The following is a 19,002-nucleotide window of genomic DNA, read 5'->3' as shown; positions in this document are numbered from 1 at the left end:
GATCAGGCAGCCTTGGCGGGCGCCAGATAGTCGATCAGCGTCGCCAGCGTGTCCTTCAGGTCGTGGCGGTGGACCACCATGTCGACCATGCCGTGCTTGTGCAGGTACTCGGCACGCTGGAAGCCGTCGGGCAGTTGCTCGCGGATCGTGTCCTGGATCACGCGCTGGCCGGCAAAGCCGATAAGCGCGCCGGGCTCTGCGATATGGATGTCGCCAAGCATGGCGTAGCTCGCGGTGACGCCGCCCGTGGTCGGGTCGGTCAGCACGACGATATAGGGCAGTTTGGCTTCCTTTAGGCGGCGGGTCATCACCGTCGCCTTGGGCATCTGCATGAGGGAGAGAATGCCTTCCTGCATGCGCGCACCGCCGGCTGCGGTGACGACGATATAGGGGCAGTGCCGCGTCAGCGCGCGTTCGGCGCCCTGGCAAAAGGCAGTGCCCACGGCCATGCCCATCGATCCGCCCATGAAGCCGAAGTCCTGCACGCCGACTACGGCCGCCTTGCCTTCGATCTCGCCCGATCCGACGAGGAAGGCGTCCTTGTGCGGATTGGCGGCGCGGGCCTTCTTGAGGCGGTCGGTGTATTTCGACGTATCGCGGAACTTGAGCGGATCTTCGGTCACATCGGGGATCGGAAGCGTTTCGAACCCGGCGTCGAGCAGCTGGCGCAGGCGCTCGTCGGCGCCGATGCGGCCATGGTGGTCGCAGCGCGGGCAGACGAAGGAATTGTCCTCATACTCCTGCGCGAACACCATCTGCTGGCAGCTCGGGCATTTGACCCAGAGGTCTTTCTCCGTGCTGCGCTTGGACAGCGAGGTGATCGAATTGCGGACGCGGGTGAACCAGTTCATGCCGCGCCCTTTGCCGCCGAATGGACCGCCTTGGCAAGTCCTGCGGTAAGCTCGCGCAGCTTTGCCGGGGCGTTCGCGCCGTGTTCGGCCACGATGTCGATCAGTGCGGAACCCACCACCACGCCATCGGCAACCTGCGCGATTTCACCCGCCTGTTCGGGGGTGCGGACGCCGAATCCGACGGCGACAGGGATATCGGTAGCCTTCTTGATACGGGTGACGTTCGCTTCGATCGATTCGATCGCCGCCTGCTGCATGCCGGTGATCCCGGCGACCGCGACGTAGTAGAGGAAGCCTTCGCTGCCCTCGATCACCGCGGGCAGGCGCTTGTCGTCAGTGGTAGGCGTGGCAAGGCGGATCGGGGCAATTCCGGCCTCGCGCAGCGCCGGGCCAAGCGCATCGTCTTCTTCGGGCGGAATGTCGACGCAGATCACGCCGTCGACCCCCGCGTCCTTCGCGGCGGCAGCGAACCATTCGGGCCCGCGACGGACCATCGGGTTGGCATAGCCCATCAGCACCAGCGGCACTTCTGGATGTCGCGCGCGGAAATCGGTCGCAATGCGCAGCGCGTCGGCGGTCTTGGTCCCCGCGCCGAGACTGCGAAGATTCGCCGCCTGAATCGCGGGGCCATCGGCCATGGGGTCGGTGAAGGGCATCCCGAGCTCGATCACATCCGCGCCGCCCTCGACCAGCGCGTCGAGATTGGCCGCGGTGTCGCCATCGCCTGCGGTAAGGAAGCAGACGAGCGCGGGGTGGGGCTTGGAAAATGCGTTGGATAAGCGGGTCATTCAGCGGACTTCCGAAATGCTGCAACGGCACCCGCAAGGAGCGCGATTGAAAGAGCCCAAGGGGCCATGGCGGGTGCGTCGATCGCACGGCCTGTCACCACAAAACCGAGCGCAGTCAGGATGAAGCCGATCGGCAAGGCGATCAGGAAGAATACGGCGGCGCGCCCGGCTGAGATGCTCACATCTCCACTCCAAGACGCTCGGCGACGGTGAAGATGTCCTTGTCACCTCGGCCGCACAGGTTGGCGAGGATTACGCTGTCCTTGGGCATGTCCTTGGCGATCTTCGCCACCGCCGCGATAGCGTGGCTCGGCTCCAGCGCGGGGATGATTCCCTCGGTACGGCAAAGGAGCTGAAAGGCTTCGAGCGCTTCCTCGTCGGTCACGGCGGTGTATTCGACACGCTCCATCTCTTTCAGCCAGGCGTGCTCGGGGCCGATGCCGGGATAGTCGAGGCCGGCGCTGATCGAGTGGCCTTCGGTGATCTGGCCGTCCTCGTCCTGCAGCAGGTAGGTCTTGTTGCCGTGGAGCACGCCCGGAACGCCGCCGAGCAGGCTCGCTGCGTGTTCGTCGCCATCGAGACCGTGGCCGGCCGCTTCGACGCCGAGCATCTTCACATCGGGATCGTCGAGGAAGGGGTGGAACAGGCCGAGTGCGTTGGAACCGCCGCCGATGGCCGCCACCAGAAGGTCGGGCAGGCGGCCGATGCGGTCCTGCATCTGCTGGCGCGCTTCTTTGCCGATCACGCTCTGGAAATCGCGGACCAGCTCGGGATAGGGGTGCGGGCCGGCCGCGGTGCCGATGATGTAGAAGGTGTCGTGGACGTTCGCGACCCAGTCGCGCAGCCCCTCGTTCATGGCGTCCTTCAATGTCGCGCCGCCGCTGGTGACGGGGACGACTTCGGCGCCGAGCAGTTTCATGCGGAAGACGTTGGGCGACTGCCGCTTCACGTCCTCGGCGCCCATGTAGATCACGCAAGGCAGGCCGAAGCGCGCGCAGACGGTGGCGGTGGCGACACCGTGCTGGCCCGCACCGGTTTCAGCGATGATGCGCGTCTTGCCCATACGGCGGGCAAGCAGGATCTGCCCGATGCAATTGTTGATCTTGTGCGCGCCCGTGTGGTTGAGCTCGTCGCGCTTGAACCAGACCTGCGCGCCGCCGAGCGCCTCGGTCAGCCGCTCGGCGAAGTAGAGCGGGCTGGGGCGACCGACATAGTGTTCGAGCAAATCGTCGAACTCGCGCTGGAATTCCGGATCGGCCTGCGCGGCGCGGTATTCGCGTTCCAGGTCTAGGATCAGCGGCATCAGCGTTTCGGCGACATAGCGTCCGCCGAAATCGCCAAAATGGCCGCGCTCATCGGGCTGGTTGCGGAAGGAGTTGGGGGCGTCTTGAGTCATACGCCGCCGCGCTTCGCATCGCCGGGACAAGATGTCCAGAAAGCTCTGGTCGCAGGGTCAAAATTCGTTCTGACTCCTGCAAAGCGTGAACGCCGTAGCGCAAACTGGAGTATCATCTGGTCAGTCGCGCAACGGATACTGTGCTTCGACTGCAACAAATATCTTCATGATGAGTATAAATGTGCATCGTCTTGTTGTATTATGGCGGAACCGCCTCCAGATGCCGCGCCCCGCTCGCACTTAAGCGAGCGCGACAACAAGGAAAAAACATAATGCGCAAGATTGCTCTGTTCGCAGCAGTTGCAACTGTCGCCGTCGCCGCACCGGCTTCGGCCAACGAAGCTCGCGTCGAAGCTCGTGGCGGTATCGCCTGGGCAAACGGCGTTGAAGAAGCCGTCGCTGGCGTCGCCGCTGGCTACGACTTCGACCTCGGCACCGGCGCCTTCATCGGCGTCGAAGCTTCGGCCGACAAGATCCTCGCCGACGGCACCGACGTCGTGTTCGGCGCAACCGCACGTGGCGGCGCGAAGCTCGGCGATGCCGGCAAGCTCTACGTCACCGCAGGTTACAGCTTCAACGATGGCGACGCGTTCCACGCTGGCGCCGGTTACGAGCACAAGGTCGGCGAGCGCGTCTACCTGAAGGCCGAATACCGCCGCTTCTTCGACTTCGTCGACGTGAACACCGCCGTCGTCGGCGTTGGCATGAGCTTTTAAGCGATCTCTTTCGCTTGAAACGCTTGGGGGCGGTCCTTCGGGATCGCCCCTTTTTCTATGCGCGGACGGCGGCGCAAAAGGCCGCGATTGCAGCGGAATCCTTGACGCCGGGACCGCTCTCGACACCCGAGGACACATCGACCATCGGCGCGCCGGTCGCAGCTATAGCCTCCGCCACATTGGCACGCGACAGGCCGCCCGCCAGGCCCCAGGGCAGGGGGGTGGGGCTGCCCGAAAGCAGCGACCAGTCGAAGCGCAGGCCCATGCCGCCGGGCATGGCGGCGTCCTTCGGGGTCTTCGCATCGAACAGGATGAAATCGGCGACCTCGCGGTATTGGGCGGCGCGCGCCACATCTTCTGCGGTGCTGACCGGGATGACCTTCCAAACGGGGAGGCCGAAGCGCGCCTTCACATCGGCGCAGCGCTGCGGGCTTTCTTCCGCATGGAGCTGAATCGCATTGAGGCGGGCGGCTTCGACGGCGGCGGACAGCAGGCTGTCATCGGGATCGACGAATACCCCGACCCGGGTGATCCGCCCACCAGAGCGGTCGGCCAGGGCGCGGGCTACACCGAGATCGACATGGCGCGGGCTGGGCGGGAAAAAATTCAGCCCGACATAATCCGCTCGCGCCTCGAGCACGGCGTCGAGCGTCTCCGGCGTCGAAATCCCGCAAATCTTGATGGCTACCGGCATCAGAAAGGAGCTTTAAAGCGTCGCCTCGATATCGCGGGCGGCTTGGGCGGGATCGTCGGCGCGGCTGATCGGCCGGCCGATCACGAGCACGCTGGCCCCGTCGTCGCGCGCCTGTCGGGGCGTGACGACGCGTTTCTGGTCGCCCACCGCGCTGCCGGCGGGGCGCAAGCCTGGAACGACGAAATAGCCGTCCTTCCACTGGTCGTGGACGGCCTTGATCTCCTGGCCCGAGCAGACAATCCCGTCGAGCCCCGCGTCATGCGCAAGATCGGCCAGCCGCATGACGTGATCGTGCGAGCTGCCTTCGATGCCGGTGCGCTGGAGATCGCGGTCGTCCATGCTGGTGAGCATGGTCACGCCGACCACCTTGGTGTTCTCTCCCGCCGCAGCCTTTGCGTCTTCGAGCATGGCGCGCCCGCCGCTCGCATGGACGGTCACGATGCTGGGTTCGAGCACATGGATCGCCTGCATCGCGCCGGCGACGGTGTTGGGAATGTCGTAGAGCTTGAGGTCGAGGAAGATCGGCAGGCCGAGCTGGCCGATCATGTGTACCCCGTGCGCGCCGTGAGCACAGAAGAACTCCAGCCCCAGCTTGATGCCGCCGACATGTCCCTTGACCTTCTTGGCGAGGTCAAGGCCGTCGCGCAGGTGCGGGACGTCGAGGGCGAGGTAGATCGGGTTGCTCATGCGGGTTTCGTAGGTTCCGGATCGATCGGGTTGGCGGGCTCGGGCGGCAGGTCCTTCTTGGGCGAAGAGGCTGCTTCGGCCGTCGGGGCAGGGGTGGGTGAGGGGGTCGCAAGGCGCGTGGTCGCCGCTTCAAGCGCGTTGATGCGCCGGCTCGCGCGCCACTTGCTTGCCCGGTGGAGCAGCCACATCGGTACGAGGCCGAGCAGGAAGGAGATGATCACCAGCGCGGGCAGCTTGGTTTCCAGCACGAGGTTGGACCAGATCTGCACTTCGACCGGCTTCCAGTTAAAGAAGCTGAAGGCCAGCAGCGAAAACAGCAGCAGGACCCAGACGATGGTGCGCACGATCTGCATATGGAAGGCTCCCCCTTTGTATCCTTTGGCGCGATGCTAGGCGGCGCAGGCGCGCGCGTCTAGCCGAACACCCGCGCGAAGATCGTGTCGACATGCTTGAAGTGGTATTCGAGGTCGAATTTCTCTTCGAGCTGTTCGGCGCTGAGCGCGGCGGTCACTTCCTCGTCCTGCTTCAACAGGTCGAGCAGCATGAGCTTGCCGTCCGATTCCCACACCTTCATCGCGTTGCGCTGGACAAGGCGATACGCGTCCTCGCGGCTCACGCCGTTCTGGGTGAGCGCCAGCAGCACGCGCTGCGAATGGATGAGGCCGCCCATGCGATCCATGTTGGCCTGCATGCGGTCGGGATAGACCAGCAGCTTGTCGATCACGCCGGTGAGGCGGGCCAGCGCGAAGTCGAGCGTGATGCAGGCGTCGGGCCCGATAAAGCGCTCGACCGAGGAATGCGAGATATCGCGCTCGTGCCACAGGGCTACGTTTTCAAGCGCGGGCAGGGCGTAGGCGCGGATCATGCGCGCCTGGCCGGTGAGGTTTTCGGTCAGGATCGGGTTGCGCTTGTGCGGCATCGCGCTCGAGCCCTTCTGGCCGGGCGAGAAGTATTCTTCAGCCTCGAGCACTTCGGTGCGCTGCAGGTGGCGGACCTCGACGGCGACGCGTTCGATCGAGCCGGCGATGACTGCCAGGGTCGAGAAGAACATGGCGTGGCGATCGCGCGGGATGACCTGCGTCGACACCGGTTCGATCGAGAGGCCGAGCTTCTCGGCAACATGCTCTTCCACCTGCGGGTCGATATTGGCGAAAGTGCCGACAGCGCCGCTGATCGCGCAGGTGGCGATTTCCTCGCGCGCGGCGATCAGGCGGGTCTTGCAGCGGTCGAATTCGGCATAGGCCTGGGCGAGCTTGAGGCCGAAAGTGACGGGCTCGGCATGGATGCCGTGGCTGCGGCCGATAGTCGGGGTGTATTTGTGCTCTTCGGCGCGGCGCTTAATCGCTTCCAGCAGCGCGTCGAGATCGGCCAGCAGGATATCGGCCGATCGGGCGAGCTGGACCGCCAGCGTGGTGTCGAGCACGTCGGAGCTGGTCATGCCCTGGTGCATGAAGCGCGCTTCGTCGCCGACATTTTCGGCCACCCAGGTAAGGAAGGCGATCACATCATGCTTGGTCACCGCCTCGATGGCGTCAATGGCCTCGACGTCGATCTTGGGGTTCGTCGCCCACCAGTCCCACAGCGCTTTGGCCGCGCTTTCCGGCACCACGCCCAGCTCGCCGAGCTTCTCTGTCGCATGCGCTTCGATTTCGAACCAGATGCGGTACTTGGCTTCCGGCTCCCAAAGGGCGGTCATGTCGGGGCGGGCGTAGCGGGGGACCATGTAAGAACTCCGGGCTGGTCGTGGCGGGATTCGGGACAGGGCGCGGCTAGGCGCAGCGGCCCGCGATGGCAAGGCGTGTCGGGGTGTTTGGCCCGTCTTTTGATAGCCCTTCCCGTGACAAAATCGCGAAGCTTTCGCCTCGGCCATGTTGGCAAATCATAATATGCGTCATAGGCTTGCCGGTGAGAGGGTATTTCGGGGGAGTTGATGCACCGCTTCGCGCTGGCCGCCGCGCCGCTAGTTGTTTTGTCCGCACCGGCCATCGCCGGTGACGAGGTCCGTTTTGTCGATAGCCCCGGCTGGGTCGAAGCGGTCGATGCCGAAGCGGCGTTCCAGACCCGTGACGATGTGCCGCTCTACGATCGCCAGGTGCGGCTCGAGGATGGGGTGGTCTCGCGTTACACCGATATCGGCTATCGGATTTCCACGACCGAGGCGCTGCAGGAACTCGGGACGCTGCAATTCGTCTGGATGCCCGACAAGGGCGACCTTGCAATCCACCGGCTCCACATCCTGCGCGATGGAGCGGTGATCGACCTGATCGCCGACGGATTGCGGCCTGAAATCCTGCGCCGCGAACGCGAGCTGGAGCAGCGATCGGTCGACGGGGCGCTGACCGCCGTTTTTGCCATACCCGGCCTCAAGGTCGGCGATATCCTGCGCGTCACCAGCTCGACCAGCCAGCGTGACCAGGCGCTATCGGGCGAGATGCAGGCCACCGAGGCAGTGCTTGCCAAGCCAACGCAGGTGGGCCTTGGCCGCCTGCTGATGTCCTGGCCGACGGAGCGCCCCATGGAGTGGCGCACGCTTGGCGATGTCGCGCAGCCCGAGGTGGAAGAGCGCGGCGGTTTTACGGTCCTCTCCTTCGACTTGCCGGTCGAGCAGCCGGCCAAGATGCCCGACGACGCGCCGGGCCGGTACCGCGTCTCCCCGCAGCTCCAGGTCGGCAGTTTTGCGGATTGGCCCGAAGTCTCGCGCACGATGGGCGCGCATTTCGGGACCGAAGGCGCGATCGCGGCGGGCGATCCGGTGCACCAGCAGGTCGAGCGGATACGCGCTGCGACCAATGACCCGCTCGAGCGCGCCGCGCTTGCACTGCGGCTGGTGCAGGACGAGGTCAGCTATCTTTTGAACGGCATGGACGGCGGCAATTACCTGCCCCAGTCGCCGGCCGAGACTTGGTCCAAGCGCTACGGCGATTGCAAGGCCAAGAGCCTGCTGCTGCTCGCCATGCTGCGCGAGATGGACATCGTAGCCGAAGCCGTGCTGGTCGACACGACCAATGGCGATTCGGTGGCGATTTCGCAGCCGCTTCCCGGCGCCTTCGACCACATGGTCGTGCGTGCGGTGATCGGCGATACCGAATACTGGCTCGACGGGACCAGTTCGGGCACGCGCCTCGATACGATCTCCGAAGTGCCGGACTTCGCCTGGGCGCTTCCCCTCCGCGAGGCGGGGAGCGAGCTCATTCCCGTCACCCAGCGCTGGCCCACGGCCCCGGACCGCTCGATCCGCGTCACCTACGACATGTCGGCAGGCGTCGACCTGCCGGTGCTTTATGAAGCTGATGTGGAGCTGCGCGGCATCATGGGCTCGCGGCTGCGCGCGCAGGCGGCCCAGCAGGATCGTGCGACCCTGATCGGCGTAGCAACAAAATATCTTGAAGAGGTGCTGGGCGGCTTCGTCTACGATGCCCAGATTACCTACGACGATGACGCCGGCGTTGCGCGGCTGATTGCCGAGGGCATGACCTTCGAACAATTCGGCTTCGAACGCGGCATGGCCAGCCACCAGGTTCCCGGAGCGACCACCAACTGGAGCTTCAAGCCCGACCGGGCGCGCTCGATTTGGCGCGACATTCCCTATCGCACCGGCGGACCGCTGACGATGCAGGAACGCTGGATCTACACTCTGCCTGAAGGCGCGGACAGCGTGCAGCTGACCGGGCTTGCCGAACTGGACGAAGTCGCCGCTGCCGTGCGTTTCTCGCGCAAGACGAAACTCACCGCCGATCGTTTCGAGATTTCGGATTCAACCTCCTATATCCCGACCGAAATTCCGGTTTCGGAGCTGGGTGAGGGGCGCCGCGCCATCCGCCGCATTGCCAGCGGCGACCCGGTGCTGCGGCTGGAAAACCCGCAACGCTATTGGGACCTCGATGACCGGGTCATCCGCCGCAAGCTGCAGCCGCATATCGACGCGGCAACCTCGCTCATCGCGATGCGTGACGATGTGGCGAGCTTCTACAGCCTGCGCGCGGGCTTCTACACACTGCGACGCGACTTCGAGGAGGCCATTGCTGATTTCGACCGCGCGATCGATCTGGAAGCCACCCCGCAGATGTACCGCCTGCGCAGCGAAGCCTACAACGCGCTTGGCCGCTACGAGGAGGCGCTGGCCGACGCGCAGACCGCTTTCGACCTGCAGGGCGATATCGCCTACGCCTCGCACCTTGCCAAGCAATTGTCGAAGGCCGGGCGCGCGGACGAGGCACTTGAGCTCATCGACCAGTTGGGCCTGTCCGGGGACGAGGGCCTCGACGCCGAGATCGTCTGGTCGGAGCTCTCCGGCCATGCCGGGCGCGAACCGGAGGCCTGGGACCGGCTCCAGGTTGCCCTCGACGAGCGCCCCGACGAAGCGGCCTTGCTCAATTCGCAGTGCTGGACGGCGGGCATCTGGAACTACCAGGTCGAGCTTGCCGAAGAGGTTTGCGACCGGGCGGTTGCAGTCTCGGGCAATTCGGCAGGCGTGCTCGATAGCCGCGCGCTGGCCTTCTATCGCCTCGGCCGCAAGGATGATGCGATGAAGGACCTCGAAGCCGCGCTGGCGCAGGAACCTGGACAGGCGGCGAGCCTGTTCCTGCGCGGTCTCATCCGGCTTGAGGATGGCGATCGCGGCGGTCGCGAGGACTTGGTGAAGGCGCGCCGGATCAGCCCCGACATCGATCATCTCTACAAGAGCTACGGCCTCGTGCCGGACTGATCAGATCAGCCCTTTTGCGCGCAGCGAGACATGCCCGTCGCGTCCGACGATCACATGATCGTGCACCGTCACGCCCAGCAAGCGCCCGGCTTCGGCAATCCGGCCGGTAATTGCGATATCGGCCCGGCTCGGCTCCGGATTTCCGCTCGGGTGGTTGTGAACGAGGATCAGCGCGGTTGCGCCCACGTCGAAGGCCTTGCGGATTACCTCGCGCGGATGGATGGCTGCCTCGTCGATCGATCCTTCGCCCAGCAAGTGGTCGAGGATCAGGCGATTCTGGGTGTTGAGGTAAAGCACGCGCACACGCTCGTGGTTGAGATGCGCCATGTCGATCGCGAGATAATCGAGCAGCGCCTGCCAGCTACCCAGCACCGGTTTGTCCTGCACCGCGCCGCGCGCCATCCTGCGGGCGGCGAGATTGACCGCGAACAGTGCCGCCGCGCTCGCTTCGCCCAAGCCTTTGACCTGCTGGAGGGCCTGCGGATCGGCGGCGAGGACGGCCGATAGCGATCCGAAATGGGCGATCAGCGCCTTGGCCAGCGGCTTGGTGTCGCCCTGACGCTTGGCCGCATACAGCAGGAATTCCAGCAATTCATAATCGGCAAGAGCCTCCGCGCCGCCGCCCAGAAGGCGTTGCCGGAGCCGCTCGCGATGCCCGGCGCCTGCGTGCTTTGCGGAAATTTCTGCGTCCCCCGGCAACAAAACCCCCAAGCCCGGCGTTAGTGAGCATTGCATTGCCTTTCCAAGGCTTAGGGCGCAAGTGTGGCTTCGATGGTGCGGGACGCAGACGATCCTCAGATGATGAGCGAAAACGACGCCGTGCACCGCGCACGGTGGCGCAAGAAGCGCTGGGCGATCCCCAGCGTCCTGATGACCCTGCTCATTGCCGCGGGGATATTCGCGTGGTTCTCGCGCGAGGTTATCGTCGACGACATCATCCGTGACCAGCTCGAGGCGAACGGCGTCCCCGCCAGCTACACGATTGAACGGGTCGGCGGGCGCACGCAGGTGCTCGGCAATGTCGTGCTTGGCGATCCGGAGATGCCCGACTTCACGGCAGAGCGTGTCGTGGTCGAATTGCGCTACCGGCTCGGCGTGCCGGAGATCGGTGCCGTTACGCTCGAAGAACCCCGGCTCTACGGCAGCTATCGTGGTGGGGAGCTTAGTTTCGGCAGTCTCGATTCCCTCATTTTCGGTCCGAGCGAAGAACCCTCCTCCGGCTTGCCCAACCTAAACCTCGCCATTCGCGACGGCCGGGCGCGTATTGCTACGGACTACGGTCCGGTCGGAATCAAGCTGGTCGGATCGGGTACGGTCAGCCACGGCTGGGAAGGCATGCTGGCCGCTGTGGCGCCCGAACTGGCCTTGAACGGATGCACGGCGGGTCGCACGAGCCTTTTCGGAGCTGTGACGACCACGTCGGGCGAACCCCGGTTCGAAGGGCCCGCACGGCTTGCCTCTCTGGAGTGCGAAAGCGCAGGGATCGCCTTGCAGGATTACGCGATGGAGGTCGATGTCACGGCCGATTCGCGCCTTGCCAATCCATCCATCGAAGCGCGGCTCGAAGGCGGCGAGAGCCGCCTCGCGACGACCTCGGCCAGCGCGATACTCGGCACGATCCGCGGCCAGATGCGCGACGATCTCGTCACCTCGCGCTTCTCGCTGGCGGCGCGCGGAGTGGAAACGCCGCAAGCTCTCGCAGCGGTCCTGACCGCCGAGGGGCAGGTCCGCGCGACCGACGGGTTTTCCCGTGTGCAGCTCGACAGCACGCTTGAGGGCAACGGTCTCAGGCTTGGCGCAAGCAGCGTTGCTAGCCTCCGGTCGCTCTCGCAATCGGGTGAGGGCACCCTTGTCGCGCCGCTGGTGCGAAAGCTGGTGCGGGCTCTCCAGTCGGAAACGCGCGGCAGCGCGCTGAGCGCCGATGTGCGGCTGCGCACCGATCCTGATGGTTATTCGCTGATCGCTCCGCGCGCCGAATTGCGCGGTGGTAGCGATGCGCGGCTCGTATCGCTTTCGCGGGTCGAGATTGCCGGGCAGGGCGATGGCATGGCGCGGCTCGCCGGCAATATCGCGACCGGCGGCCCGAACATGCCGCGCATTTCCGGCCGGATGGAGCGGAGCGAAAGCGGTGGATCGATCTTCCGCCTCGCCATGGAACGCTACGAGGCCGAGGGAGCGGCCGTGTCGGTGCCGCAGATCGTCATCGCGCAAGGTGCTAGCGGCGCACTCGGATTTTCCGGGCGTATGCTGGCAAGCGGCCCTCTTCCGGGCGGCTCGGCGACGAACCTGCTTGTCCCGATCGAAGGGCGTTATGCGAACGATCGGCTGAGCCTGTGGCGCAGTTGCATGGACGTGCGGTTCGACCGGCTGGAGCTGGCCAATCTCGCTTTTGAACGGCGTGGCCTCACTCTTTGCCCGGCTTCGGGGCGCGCGATCCTGACATCCGACAACGCGGGCCTTCGAATTGCTGCCGGTACGCCTTCGCTCGATCTCGAAGGATCGCTTGGCGACACGCCGATCCGCATTGCATCAGGGCCCGTGGGCTTTGCCTATCCCGGCGTGATGACGGCCCGCACGATCGACGTCACACTTGGCCCAGCGGACACCGCCAGCCGCTTCCTCCTTTCGGATTTCGAAGCGCAGCTCGGAGGCGACCTCTCGGGGAGCTTCTCGGATGCAGACATCGCCCTGGCTGCGGTCCCGATGGACCTCGAAGATGTGCACGGGACATGGACCTATCGTGATGACCGCCTCGTCATCGACGATGCCCGGTTCACACTGGTCGATCGCGAGGAAACGCCGCGGTTCGAACCGCTCGTCGCGCGCGATGCGTCGCTGACGCTCTATGACAATCTCATCGAGGCGAGCGCTGCCTTGCGCAATCCGGCTAGCGACCGGCTGGTCACCAATGTGAGCCTGCGCCACAACCTCGCGACCAGCGCTGGCTCGGCGGACATCGATGTGCCTGGTCTGGTGTTCAACGAAGGGCTCCAGCCCGACGACCTCTCGCTGCTCGCTCTTGGCGTCATCGCCAATGCCGACGGCACGGTAACGGGGAGCGGGCGCATCGACTGGGCGAGCGATGGCACGATCACGAGCTCGGGTGCCTTTTCCAGCGACGACCTGGATTTCGCCGCCGCGTTCGGCCCGGTCGAAGGGGCAAGCGGGACGATCGAATTTATCGACCTGCTCAACCTCACGACCGCGCCCAACCAGACAATCCGCGTGGCGGGCATCAACCCGGGCGTCGAAGTGCTCGACGGCGAGGTTTCCTTCGAGCTGCGCAACGGCGAGCTCTTGGCGGTACGGGGCGGAAGCTGGCCCTTCATGGGCGGCCAGCTGATCCTGCGCGATGTCGACCTCAATCTCGGCATAGAGGAAGAGCGCCGGTACATCTTCGAGATCGTCGGCCTCGACGCGGCGATCTTTGTGGAAGAGATGGAGCTCGGCAATCTCTCGGCCACCGGACTGTTCGACGGCACCGTGCCGATTGTGTTCGACGCGAACGGCAACGGGCGCATCGATACGGGCGTGCTGATTTCGCGGCCACCGGGCGGCAACATCTCCTATGTGGGCGAGCTGACCTATGAGGACCTTTCCGCCATCGCCAACTTCGCCTTCGATTCGCTGCGCAGCCTCGATTATTCGCAGATGCGGGTAATCATGGAGGGGCCGCTGACCGGCGAAATCGTGACCCGCGTGCGCTTCGATGGCGTGCGGCAGGGCGAGGGGGCGGATTCGAATTTCGTGACTCGGCGGCTTGCGGCGATCCCGCTGCAGTTCCGGATCAACATTCGCGCACAGTTCTACCAGCTGCTGACGAGCCTCAAGTCCATCTACGACCCGGCCGCGGTGCGCGACCCGCGCGAGCTGGGGCTTCTCTCCGACGACGGCACGCGCTTCCTGCGCCGTTCGATCACCGGAGAGGAAGCCGAACCCGATATCACGCCGGAGGATATACTTCCGGATGAACCCGTTATTCAGGAGCAGGAAAGCGAGTGAGCGCTATGAGGAATGCCAAAGTGACACGGGGGATGGCCACGGCCATGCTTGCACCGGTCGCGCTCGGGGGCTGCATCACAGTCAATGCGCCCGAAGAGCCGATCGTGATCGAGCTGAACGTGAACATCCGCCAGGAAGTGATCTATCGCCTCGCGGAAGATGCGGGCAATACGATCGAGGAAAACGCGGATATTTTCTGATGGGTGATACGATGAACACATGGACCAAAACGCTGCTTGGCGCCGCTGCCGCCGCGACCGCGCTCACGGGTCTTGCGACCCCCGCTTTCGCCCAGCGCGACCCGGCCTATGCGGCTGCCCGTTCGGCCGGGCAGGTCGGCGAGAAGATGGACGGCTACCTCGGTATCGTGGGCGCCTCCACGCCCGAGCTGCAGCGCATCGTCAGCGACATCAACATCAAGCGCCGCGCGGTCTATTCGCAGCGCGCGCAGGCAACCAACGCCACGCTGGAGGAATACGCGCTGACCGCTGGCTGCCAGGCGATCCTGGCAACGACGCCGGGCGAAAAATACCAGGCGCCGGACGGCAGCTGGCAGACCCGTACCTCCGCGCCGCCGATGCGCGATGCGCGTTGTCCGTAAGGGCATCCGGCTAATTCCAGAGGAAGCCCCTCATCCCCTTTTCGGGGGTGGGGGGCTTTTTTGCGCCGCCAAGACGCTTTTCCGGCCCTTCCTCATGTTGACTCGCTTGCACCCCCCTTCTAAGGGGGCGGCGCCCTCGGCGGGCAAGTCCGTGCCCGTGCCGCGCAACCCCCTTAAAGGAGCAAGGCATGAGCGACGACAAACCCGCACGGGAACCTCTCGAGGAGGATGCGCGGATCGACGCGCTGGAGAAGCGGCTTGCGGCCGCCCAGCAGCGCGAAGAACAGCGTAACCGTCCGCAGAATACCGGCTCCGATGCGAATTACCGCAGCGGCAACCGGGTCCTCGCGGATCTCCTTGGCGGGCTTCTCGGTGGTTCGGTGATCGGGTATGCCATCGGGCATCTCACGGGCACCAATCCCTGGGGTCTGTTGGTGGGGCTGTTCCTCGGAATAGTCGTTGCCTTCAGGAACATCATCCGCGCGGCAAACGAGCGTCCCGACGACTAGTCCTGCACAGGCAGGGTTTCGGGGCGTTGTTTATAGGATTTAGGGACTATCTGACGTGGCAGCCGAACAGGCCAAAGTCGACCCGATGAAGCAGTTCGCGATCGAACCGATCGCTGGAACGCAGGGCTGGGAAATCGCCGGCTACAACATCGCCTTCACCAACAGCGCCATGTGGATGCTGGTGACGACCGTTGTGCTCTTCCTCTTCGTGCTTGGCGGCATGAAGCGCGAGCTCGTGCCCGGTCGCTGGCAGATGATGGTGGAGACCTTCACCGGCTTCATCGACAACATGCTGGAAGCGAACATCGGCAAGGAAGGGCGCAAGTACGTGCCCTATGTCTTCAGCCTGTTCATGTTCATTCTGGTTGCCAACCTCCTCGGCCTCCTGCCGCTGGGCCTCGTCGGGATCCACCCGTTCACCTTCACCAGTCACTTCACCGTGACCGGCGTCCTGGCCATCATCAGCTTCTCGATCGTCCTGATCGTCGGCTTCTGGAAGCATGGCCTGCACTTCTTCAGCCTGTTCGTGCCGCACGGCACGCCGCTGCCGATGGTTCCGGTGATCGCACCGATCGAGTTCATCTCGTTCATGGTGCGCCCGTTCAGCCTCGCGCTGCGTCTCTTCGTCGCAATGATGGCGGGCCACGTCCTGCTCAAGGTGCTGTCGAGCTTCGTGATCGACGGCGTCAGCGCGGGCGCAGGCTTCGGCCTCCTCGTCGGCCTGCCGAGCTTCCTGCTCATGGTCGGCATCAGCGCACTCGAAATTCTGGTCGCAGGCATCCAGGCGTATGTCTTCGCCCTGCTGACCTCGCTCTACATCAACGATGCAGAGCACCTTCACTAAGTTTGCCATTCAACAGTTTGATTTCCCAAAGGAGTTTATCATGGAAGTAGAAGCTGCAAAGCTGGTTGGTGCCGGTCTCGCTGCAATCGGTGCCGGCATGGCCGCCATCGGTGTGGGTAACGTCTTCGGTTCGTTCCTCGAAAGCGCCCTGCGCAACCCGGGTGCTGCAGACGGCCAGCAGGGCCGCCTGTTCATCGGCTTCGCCGCTGCCGAACTTCTCGGCCTGCTGGCGTTCGTCGTCGCGATGATCCTGATCTTCGTCGCCTAAGCACGACTACCGATTTCGCGCCGGCCGGGACCGTTCCTGGCCGGCGTGCATGACTTTATCGAACCCGCCTTTCGAGAGCTGCAATGCCCCAGATAGCACAGCTTGCTGAAACATGGTCCAGCCAGGTCTTCTGGCTGCTGGTCTTTTTCGGCATCACCTTCTTCGTCATCGGTCGCGGCATGGTGCCCAAGGTGATGGAAACCGTCGCCCAGCGTGACGGCCAGATCGCCGCCGACCTCGCCGCAGCCAAGGCCGCGCGCGACGCTGCCGACGAGCAGGAAGAAGCCTGGCGGGTGAAGGAAAACGAGAACCGCGCAGCCGCGCAGGCGATCGTTGCCAAGGCCAAGGACGAGGCTGCTGCCAAGTCCGAAAAGAAGCTCAAGGCAGCGCAGACGCGGCTCGACAAGAAGCTGGCCGAAGCCGAAACCCGCATCGCCGAAGCCCGCACCGCCGCGCTCGCCGAAGTGGAATCGGTTGCGGTCGAGGCGGCCCAGGACATCGTGAAGACCCTCGCCGGGGTCAAGGTGACCAAGCCGACCGCTTCGAAGGCCGTGAAGGAGGCCATGAACCATGGCTAATGTACCTGAGGTCTTCACCACCGAAGCGCCCGATCCCTTCGTGGAACCGGCCGCCGAAGTCGCCAAATACGCCGAACCGTCGCTCTGGGGTCTCGAACCCTACCAGTGGGTCTCGGTCTCGATGCTGGCGCTGCTGCTGGTCGCCTTCTTCGGCGCCAAGGTGCATAAGAGCATTGCCGGCGGCCTCGACAGCAAGATCGCCGCGATCAAGGAGCAGCTCGACGAAGCCAAGCAGCTGCGCGCCGAAGCCGAAGCGCTCCGCAAGGAGTATGCGGACAAGATCGCCGGGGCCGAAAAGGATGCCGAGGCCATGCTGACCAACGCGCAGCACGAAGCCGATGCCATCCTCGAAAAGGCCGAAGCCGACAGCAAGGCGATGGTCGAGCGCCGCAAGCGCATGGCGGAAGACAAGATCGCCGCTGCCGAGCGCGAAGCGGTCGAAGACGTGCGCAACCGCGCCGTCAACGCCGCCACGAGCGCGAGCCGCAAGCTGATTGCCGACAAGCACGACGCCGAAGCCGACAAGGCGCTGGCCGACAAGGTGATCGCAGGGATCTGATCCTTCGGTTCCAATAGGTTTTTCGGAAGGGCGGTCCCGTTGGGGCCGCCCTTTTCGTATGGGCGAACTGGACGTCAGGGTTCGAGGACGATCTTCCCAATGATCTCGCCGCGCGCCATTGCCTCGAAGGCCTCGCACCAGTCGGCTAGTGGAAGCGTGCGATCGATATGCGGCGCAATGCGGCCTTCGGTGACCAGGGCGTCAACCGCCTCTGCAATCACCGGCCCGCGAGCGGGGAAACGGCGCACATATTCACCCGCCCGCGCGCCCACGACGGAAAAGCCCTTCATCAGCGGGATATTGACGGCGATGGTCGGAATGCGGCCTGCGACAAAGCCAATCACCAACAGCTTGCCGCCAAAGGTCACGCAGCGGGTGCTCTCGTCGAACACATCGCCGCCCACGGGATCGTAGACGAGATCGCAGAGCCGTCCGTCCGTCAGCTGTGAAACCTCTTCGCGGAACCGGCCCGTGTTGAGGATCACCGCGTCGGGGCCGGCAATGGCCTTCAAGGGTTCGATCTTGTCCTCGCGGTGGGTTGCCGCAATGACCTTTGCGCCCAGCGCCTTGGCGAGGTCGCATGCGGCCAGCCCGACGCCGCCGCTCGCGCCATGGACCAGTACGCTCTGGCCCGCTTTCAGCCCGCCGATTTCGACCAGCGCGACATAGGCCGTGTGATAGGCCGCGCCCATGGCGGCGGCTGTCGGAAAGCTCATCGAATCCGGCATGGCGCGCAGCGCGGCGGCGGGCAGGGCGACATATTCGGCAAAGGCCCCGGTCTTGGCACCGCCGCGCACCCGGTCACCCGGGGAAAATCCGCTGCCCTCGGGCGCAGACACGACTTCGCCCGCCATTTCCAACCCGGAGACGAAAGGCGGCTCGGGTTTGAACTGGTACTTGCCCTGCGTCATCAGCAGGTCGGGGTAGTTGAGCGAAGCAGCGCGCACGCGCACCATAACTTCGCCCTCGGGCTTATCGATCTCGGTCAGCGCGACCCCGGAAAGGTCGGGCGAGAGCTCGCGGACGAGGAGCGCTTTCATCGCGCTCAGAAACTGTCCTTGGCCGCGCGCAGGGCGGCGAAGGTTTCGGCCGGGCTGGTTCCGCCCCAGCGGTCGCGCAGATCGGCATCATCGGCGCGCAGGAAGGGGTTGGTGGTCAGTTCGCGCGAGAGGAGTGCGGGGACGGTCGGTTCGCCCTTGGCCCGCTTTTCGTCGATCTGGGCCGCATAAAGCTGGAGCTCTGCGTTGTCGGGATCGGCGTGCAGCGCGAACCTGGCGTTCGCCTGCGTGTATTCATGCGCGCAGTAGAGCAGCGTGTTGTCGGGCAGTTGGCGGATGCGGTCGAGGCTGTTCCAGAACTGCTCCGCTTCGCCTTCGAACATGCGCCCGCATCCGAGCGCAAAGACGCTGTCGCCGACAAAGGCGAGGTCCGCATCGCCAATATGGTAGGCGATATGGCCATTGGTGTGGCCCGATACGTCGATCACGCGCGCGGACCAGTCGCCAAGGGCCACGCTGTCGCCATTGCCGACCACCCGGTCGATCGGGCTCAGCTTCTCGACCTCTTGCGGGGCGACGATGGTCGCGCCGGTCGCCTCGACGATGGCCTTGTTCCCGCCGGCATGGTCGGGATGCCAGTGCGTGTTCCAGATCTGCGTGATCCGCCAGCCCTTGGCTTCGGCCTGCTTGAGGTATTCGGCGCCGTCGGGCGTATCGATCGCCGCGGTTTCGCCGCTGTCAGGGTCGTGGAGGAGGTATCCGTAATTGTCGGACAGGCAGGGGAACTGGTGAACTTCGAGGGGCAT

Annotated in this window: 21 protein-coding genes; 10 read left to right on the top strand and 11 right to left on the bottom strand. The window is 64.8% G+C overall.

All coding sequences use genetic code 11. The features are described from left to right. Nucleotides 1–2 precede the first annotated feature (2 nt). Genes accD through trpB form a run of 4 tightly spaced genes read right to left on the bottom strand, consistent with a single transcriptional unit; the run spans nt 3 to nt 3,035 of the window. Nucleotides 3–851, bottom strand: a complete 849-nt coding sequence (accD, locus tag KUV82_RS09630; RefSeq protein WP_219954075.1) for an acetyl-CoA carboxylase, carboxyltransferase subunit beta — start codon at nt 849–851, stop codon at nt 3–5. Then, on the bottom strand, nt 848–1,639 hold the full coding sequence (trpA, locus tag KUV82_RS09625; protein ID WP_219954074.1) for a tryptophan synthase subunit alpha: 792 nt from the start codon (nt 1,637–1,639) through the stop codon (nt 848–850). The genes accD and trpA overlap by 4 nt, the downstream gene beginning before the upstream one ends. Beyond that, a complete protein-coding gene (locus KUV82_RS09620; RefSeq protein ID WP_219954073.1) occupies nt 1,636–1,821 on the bottom strand; it encodes a hypothetical protein in 186 nt (61 codons plus the stop codon). The genes trpA and KUV82_RS09620 overlap by 4 nt, the downstream gene beginning before the upstream one ends. Next, complete coding sequence (trpB, locus tag KUV82_RS09615; RefSeq protein ID WP_219954072.1) at nt 1,818–3,035, bottom strand: tryptophan synthase subunit beta; 1,218 nt, start codon at nt 3,033–3,035, stop codon at nt 1,818–1,820. The genes KUV82_RS09620 and trpB overlap by 4 nt, the downstream gene beginning before the upstream one ends. Nucleotides 3,036–3,307: 272 nt before the next feature. On the opposite strand from trpB, the gene KUV82_RS09610 reads away from it, so the two are divergent. Then, entirely contained in the window at nt 3,308–3,751 is a 444-nt protein-coding gene (locus KUV82_RS09610) for an outer membrane protein (protein ID WP_219954071.1), read from the top strand. A gap of 55 nt (nt 3,752–3,806) precedes the next feature. Here KUV82_RS09610 and KUV82_RS09605 read toward each other — a convergent pair whose 3' ends face one another. The 4 genes from KUV82_RS09605 to purB are packed head-to-tail and all read right to left on the bottom strand — an operon-like array spanning nt 3,807 to nt 6,855. Beyond that, nucleotides 3,807–4,445 (bottom strand): phosphoribosylanthranilate isomerase, encoded by a 639-nt coding sequence (locus KUV82_RS09605; RefSeq protein ID WP_219954070.1) that lies wholly within the window; start codon nt 4,443–4,445, stop codon nt 3,807–3,809. Nucleotides 4,446–4,457: 12 nt separating this feature from the next. Next, complete coding sequence (gene pyrF / locus KUV82_RS09600; RefSeq protein ID WP_219954069.1) at nt 4,458–5,132, bottom strand: orotidine-5'-phosphate decarboxylase; 675 nt, start codon at nt 5,130–5,132, stop codon at nt 4,458–4,460. After that, entirely contained in the window at nt 5,129–5,485 is a 357-nt protein-coding gene (locus tag KUV82_RS09595) for a LapA family protein (protein WP_219954068.1), read from the bottom strand. Before KUV82_RS09595 ends, pyrF begins: the two co-directional genes overlap by 4 nt. Nucleotides 5,486–5,544: 59 nt before the next feature. Continuing rightward, nucleotides 5,545–6,855, bottom strand: a complete 1,311-nt coding sequence (gene purB, locus KUV82_RS09590; protein ID WP_219954067.1) for an adenylosuccinate lyase — start codon at nt 6,853–6,855, stop codon at nt 5,545–5,547. Between the two features lie 207 nt (nt 6,856–7,062). Between purB and KUV82_RS09585 the strand changes: the two genes are divergently transcribed. Next, a complete protein-coding gene (locus tag KUV82_RS09585) occupies nt 7,063–9,837 on the top strand; it encodes a DUF3857 domain-containing protein (protein WP_219954066.1) in 2,775 nt (924 codons plus the stop codon). Here the strand turns inward: KUV82_RS09585 and radC are convergent, their stop codons facing one another. Continuing rightward, on the bottom strand, nt 9,838–10,536 hold the full coding sequence (radC, locus tag KUV82_RS09580) for a RadC family protein (RefSeq protein WP_258319710.1): 699 nt from the start codon (nt 10,534–10,536) through the stop codon (nt 9,838–9,840). A gap of 99 nt (nt 10,537–10,635) precedes the next feature. On the opposite strand from radC, the gene KUV82_RS09575 reads away from it, so the two are divergent. From KUV82_RS09575 to KUV82_RS09540, 8 genes are all read left to right on the top strand, one after another. Next, the gene (locus KUV82_RS09575; RefSeq protein ID WP_219954064.1) at nt 10,636–13,839 is read left to right on the top strand and encodes an intermembrane phospholipid transport protein YdbH family protein; all 3,204 of its coding nucleotides are present in this window, start codon (nt 10,636–10,638) and stop codon (nt 13,837–13,839) included. A 32-nt stretch (nt 13,840–13,871) separates the two neighbouring features. Then, nucleotides 13,872–14,039 carry a YnbE family lipoprotein gene (locus KUV82_RS09570; protein WP_258319709.1) on the top strand — a complete coding sequence of 56 codons (168 nt, stop codon included), beginning with the start codon at nt 13,872–13,874 and terminating at the stop codon, nt 14,037–14,039. An 11-nt stretch (nt 14,040–14,050) separates the two neighbouring features. Continuing rightward, nucleotides 14,051–14,440: a YdbL family protein gene (locus tag KUV82_RS09565; protein WP_219954063.1), complete on the top strand. Its 390-nt coding sequence runs from the start codon at nt 14,051–14,053 to the stop codon at nt 14,438–14,440. Between the two features lie 188 nt (nt 14,441–14,628). Continuing rightward, complete coding sequence (locus KUV82_RS09560) at nt 14,629–14,949, top strand: AtpZ/AtpI family protein (RefSeq protein ID WP_219954062.1); 321 nt, start codon at nt 14,629–14,631, stop codon at nt 14,947–14,949. An 85-nt stretch (nt 14,950–15,034) separates the two neighbouring features. Then, the gene (locus tag KUV82_RS09555; RefSeq protein WP_219956280.1) at nt 15,035–15,793 is read left to right on the top strand and encodes a F0F1 ATP synthase subunit A; all 759 of its coding nucleotides are present in this window, start codon (nt 15,035–15,037) and stop codon (nt 15,791–15,793) included. Between the two features lie 40 nt (nt 15,794–15,833). Then, a complete protein-coding gene (locus KUV82_RS09550; RefSeq protein ID WP_040964046.1) occupies nt 15,834–16,061 on the top strand; it encodes a F0F1 ATP synthase subunit C in 228 nt (75 codons plus the stop codon). A gap of 83 nt (nt 16,062–16,144) precedes the next feature. Then, nucleotides 16,145–16,639, top strand: a complete 495-nt coding sequence (locus tag KUV82_RS09545) for a F0F1 ATP synthase subunit B family protein (protein ID WP_219954061.1) — start codon at nt 16,145–16,147, stop codon at nt 16,637–16,639. Then, nucleotides 16,632–17,198 (top strand): F0F1 ATP synthase subunit B family protein, encoded by a 567-nt coding sequence (locus KUV82_RS09540; RefSeq protein WP_219954060.1) that lies wholly within the window; start codon nt 16,632–16,634, stop codon nt 17,196–17,198. Before KUV82_RS09545 ends, KUV82_RS09540 begins: the two co-directional genes overlap by 8 nt. A 74-nt stretch (nt 17,199–17,272) precedes the next feature. Here the strand turns inward: KUV82_RS09540 and KUV82_RS09535 are convergent, their stop codons facing one another. Next, nucleotides 17,273–18,238 (bottom strand): NADPH:quinone oxidoreductase family protein, encoded by a 966-nt coding sequence (locus KUV82_RS09535; RefSeq protein WP_219954059.1) that lies wholly within the window; start codon nt 18,236–18,238, stop codon nt 17,273–17,275. Between the two features lie 5 nt (nt 18,239–18,243). After that, nucleotides 18,244–19,002 carry a hydroxyacylglutathione hydrolase gene (gene gloB, locus KUV82_RS09530; protein ID WP_219954058.1) on the bottom strand — a complete coding sequence of 253 codons (759 nt, stop codon included), beginning with the start codon at nt 19,000–19,002 and terminating at the stop codon, nt 18,244–18,246.

The organism is Qipengyuania flava (assembly GCF_019448255.1).
Lineage (GTDB): Bacteria > Pseudomonadota > Alphaproteobacteria > Sphingomonadales > Sphingomonadaceae > Qipengyuania > Qipengyuania flava_A.
The sequence above is the reverse complement of the archived record's forward strand: the minus strand, read 5'-3'. Positions and strand labels throughout refer to the sequence as shown.

Excerpts from the sequence above, each read along its gene's own strand:
- trpA (WP_219954074.1), bottom strand. The coding sequence starts at position 1,639 with ATGACCCGCTTATCCAACGCATTTTCCAAGCCCCACCCCGCGCTCGTC.
- KUV82_RS09555 (WP_219956280.1), top strand. The coding sequence starts at position 15,035 with ATGAAGCAGTTCGCGATCGAACCGATCGCTGGAACGCAGGGCTGGGAA.
- KUV82_RS09610 (WP_219954071.1), top strand. The coding sequence starts at position 3,308 with ATGCGCAAGATTGCTCTGTTCGCAGCAGTTGCAACTGTCGCCGTCGCC.
- KUV82_RS09585 (WP_219954066.1), top strand. The coding sequence starts at position 7,063 with ATGCACCGCTTCGCGCTGGCCGCCGCGCCGCTAGTTGTTTTGTCCGCA.
- purB (WP_219954067.1), bottom strand. The coding sequence starts at position 6,855 with ATGGTCCCCCGCTACGCCCGCCCCGACATGACCGCCCTTTGGGAGCCG.
- pyrF (WP_219954069.1), bottom strand. The coding sequence starts at position 5,132 with ATGAGCAACCCGATCTACCTCGCCCTCGACGTCCCGCACCTGCGCGAC.
- KUV82_RS09565 (WP_219954063.1), top strand. The coding sequence starts at position 14,051 with ATGAACACATGGACCAAAACGCTGCTTGGCGCCGCTGCCGCCGCGACC.
- KUV82_RS09535 (WP_219954059.1), bottom strand. The coding sequence starts at position 18,238 with ATGAAAGCGCTCCTCGTCCGCGAGCTCTCGCCCGACCTTTCCGGGGTC.
- gloB (WP_219954058.1), bottom strand. The coding sequence starts at position 19,002 with ATGCCCCTCGAAGTTCACCAGTTCCCCTGCCTGTCCGACAATTACGGA.
- accD (WP_219954075.1), bottom strand. The coding sequence starts at position 851 with ATGAACTGGTTCACCCGCGTCCGCAATTCGATCACCTCGCTGTCCAAG.
- KUV82_RS09545 (WP_219954061.1), top strand. The coding sequence starts at position 16,145 with ATGCCCCAGATAGCACAGCTTGCTGAAACATGGTCCAGCCAGGTCTTC.
- KUV82_RS09605 (WP_219954070.1), bottom strand. The coding sequence starts at position 4,445 with ATGCCGGTAGCCATCAAGATTTGCGGGATTTCGACGCCGGAGACGCTC.
- KUV82_RS09575 (WP_219954064.1), top strand. The coding sequence starts at position 10,636 with ATGATGAGCGAAAACGACGCCGTGCACCGCGCACGGTGGCGCAAGAAG.
- KUV82_RS09570 (WP_258319709.1), top strand. The coding sequence starts at position 13,872 with ATGGCCACGGCCATGCTTGCACCGGTCGCGCTCGGGGGCTGCATCACA.
- KUV82_RS09595 (WP_219954068.1), bottom strand. The coding sequence starts at position 5,485 with ATGCAGATCGTGCGCACCATCGTCTGGGTCCTGCTGCTGTTTTCGCTG.
- KUV82_RS09550 (WP_040964046.1), top strand. The coding sequence starts at position 15,834 with ATGGAAGTAGAAGCTGCAAAGCTGGTTGGTGCCGGTCTCGCTGCAATC.
- KUV82_RS09540 (WP_219954060.1), top strand. The coding sequence starts at position 16,632 with ATGGCTAATGTACCTGAGGTCTTCACCACCGAAGCGCCCGATCCCTTC.
- trpB (WP_219954072.1), bottom strand. The coding sequence starts at position 3,035 with ATGACTCAAGACGCCCCCAACTCCTTCCGCAACCAGCCCGATGAGCGC.
- KUV82_RS09560 (WP_219954062.1), top strand. The coding sequence starts at position 14,629 with ATGAGCGACGACAAACCCGCACGGGAACCTCTCGAGGAGGATGCGCGG.